The following is a 2,837-nucleotide window of genomic DNA, read 5'->3' as shown; positions in this document are numbered from 1 at the left end:
CCTCGCGCCGCGATTAAATAGTCCCTAGATTGAACAAATTTTAATCCTGAAAGGTCAACAGACCCTAGGACAAAGGAGAATGAGAAATGAGTGAACAATATACCGCCTTGCGAGGCAATGTAAATTTGCTTGGACAACTGCTTGGACAAACTATTAAAGATGCTCAAGGCCAAGCGATTTTAGACAAAGTAGAAGAAATTCGTGCTTTATCAAAGTCATCTCGCAGTGGTAACGAAGACGACCGTCAAGCGCTAATAAAAGTACTCCACGCGCTGAGTGACGAAGAACTTTTACCAGTTGCCCGTTCATTTAATCATTTTTTAAATTTAGCTAATGTTGCTGAGCAGTTTCATACTGTTTCGCGCTTTAATGATGTTGGCCTTGGCCAACTTAATCCTCTCACTCAAACATTAAAAGCGTTAGCGACAAAGGCACAAGAAGGCCAACTAGACAGTAATCATTTGGCCGAAACACTCTCAAAACTCCACATAAATCTAGTATTAACCGCTCATCCTACCGAAGTGACGCGTCGCACAATTATTAACAAACATGTTGAATTGAGTGATTGTTTGGCTTCACTTGAGCGAAAAGATAATTTACCCCAAGAACGCAGTAACATTTTAAATCGCATTGAACAGCTTATCAGTCAAGCATGGCATACCGATGATATTCGTCGCTCGCGACCCACTCCTGTGGATGAAGCAAAATGGGGTTATGCGGTCATTGAAAATAGTCTTTGGCACGCGGTTCCACGTTTTTTACGTGAGTTTTCAGCAAATGTTAAAGCGCAGTTAAACTTAGAATTACCCGCTAATTATAGTCCAATTGAATTTACTTCATGGATGGGGGGAGACCGTGATGGCAATCCATTTGTAACTGCGCAGGTGACCACTCAAGTACTTGATCATGGTCGTTGGATGGCGCTTGATTTATACAACCATGATCTAGACACGCTCAGTGCTGAATTATCTATGTCGGATGCCAGCGATGAGCTTATTGAACTAGCGGGGCAAGATTTTGAACCATACAGAGCCGTACTGAAAAAACTCAAAAATCAAGTCGCTGAAACCGTTGTGCATCTTGGCGCTAAAATTAAAAATAAGCGCAGTGATTCACAAGATCTCATCACCGATATTAACCAGCTTAGGCAACCGGTAGAAGTTTGTTATCGCTCATTGTTAAAATGCAATATGAATGTGGTCGCTAATGGATTATTACTTGATTTACTATACCGCATAAACAGTTTTGGTCTGCGTTTAGCTAAACTTGATGTACGCCAAGATTCATCGCGCCACAGTGATGTGTTTTCAGAGCTGACTCGTTATTTAGGGTTAGGCGATTACAACCAATGGCAAGAGCAAGACAAACAAGCCTTTTTACTAACCGAGCTTAACTCGCGTAGGCCGCTTATTCCAAAGCATTGGCAACCCAGCGCTGATGTACAAGAAGTGCTTGATACCTTTGATGTTATTGCCATGCAAGATGAGGCAACATTTGGCCTGTATATTATTTCGATGGCGCGCACCGCATCAGATGTTTTAGCGGTACAACTATTGTTAAAAGAAAGTGGCTGTAGCTTTGATTTACCCGTAGCGCCATTGTTTGAAACACTCGACGATTTAAACGCAGGCAGTGATGTAATTACCACGTTGCTTGATAATGTTTGGTATCGCGGGCACATTAAAAACACGCAAAATGTAATGATAGGTTACTCTGATTCGGCCAAAGATGCCGGCATGATGGCAGCAGGTTGGGCGCAGTACGAAGCAATGGATAAACTTGTACAACTTGCTGATGCACGTGGGATTGAGCTGGTTTTATTTCATGGCCGTGGTGGTACCGTAGGGCGCGGTGGTGCACCTGCTGCACAAGCGCTTCATTCGCAACCGCCAGGCTCATTAAAAGGGGGGTTGCGTGTAACCGAGCAAGGTGAAATGATCCGCTTTAAATTTGGTTTACCCGATGTTGCACTGCAAAGCTTAAATATTTACGCAGGCGCAGTACTGCAAAGTAACTTATTACCACCACCGGAGCCAAAACCACAGTGGCGTGAAGTAATGCAGCTCATTAGTGAACAGTCGTGTGAACACTACCGCAATGTAGTTCGCCACGACGAAAACTTTGTGCCTTACTTTAGAATGGCAACGCCAGAACTTGAACTGTCTAAACTTCCGCTTGGCTCTCGCCCTGCAAAACGTAATCCCAATGGTGGCGTTGAAAGTTTACGTGCTATTCCGTGGATTTTTGCTTGGAGTCAAAACCGTTTAATGCTTCCTGCATGGTTAGGTGCGTTAACCGGTTTAAAAGCAGCGCTTGAGAAGTATGGTGCACAAACTCTAAACGAAATGAGCCTGCAGTGGCCGTTTTTCAGATCGCGCCTAGAAATGTTAGAAATGGTATTTAGTAAAGCCGATTGTTGGTTGAGTGAGCATTACGATAACGCGTTGGTGGAAGATATGTACAAACCACTGGGTATCACGCTTCGTAAAGAGCTTAAAGAAGCCATTACTTTAGTGCAATCGCTGAGCCCGCAAAAAAGTCTGTTAGCTGAGCAGCCTTGGATCAAAGAGTCAATTAGTTTACGTAACCCGTACACCGATCCACTTAATTTATTACAGGTTGAGCTGCTTCGTCGTGCGCGTTCAAACGACAAGCACAACGAAGGTGATATTGATAATGCATTAATGATAACAATGACGGGCATTGCAGCAGGTATGCGCAATACTGGTTAACAGGTTATTTTGTTAGGGCGTGTTGACCTTTGTGGATTGAAATTTATTCAATCTAGGGGCGATTTAATCGCGGCGCGAGGTTTGTAACCTAGTGGGCTAAGTAAA

1 protein-coding gene is annotated in these 2,837 nt (G+C 43.5%); it reads left to right on the top strand.

Features of this window, described 5'->3' with window-relative positions:
- Positions 1–86 precede the first annotated feature (86 nt).
- On the top strand, positions 87–2,732 hold the full coding sequence (ppc, locus tag CWB66_RS21240) for a phosphoenolpyruvate carboxylase (RefSeq protein ID WP_077535099.1): 2,646 nt from the start codon (positions 87–89) through the stop codon (positions 2,730–2,732).
- The last annotated feature ends 105 nt before the right edge of the window (positions 2,733–2,837 follow it).

It is taken from the genome of Pseudoalteromonas sp. S558, assembly GCF_005886635.1.
Taxonomy (GTDB): Bacteria; Pseudomonadota; Gammaproteobacteria; order Enterobacterales; family Alteromonadaceae; genus Pseudoalteromonas; species Pseudoalteromonas aliena.
This window is presented reverse-complemented; position numbering and strand designations above follow the sequence as displayed.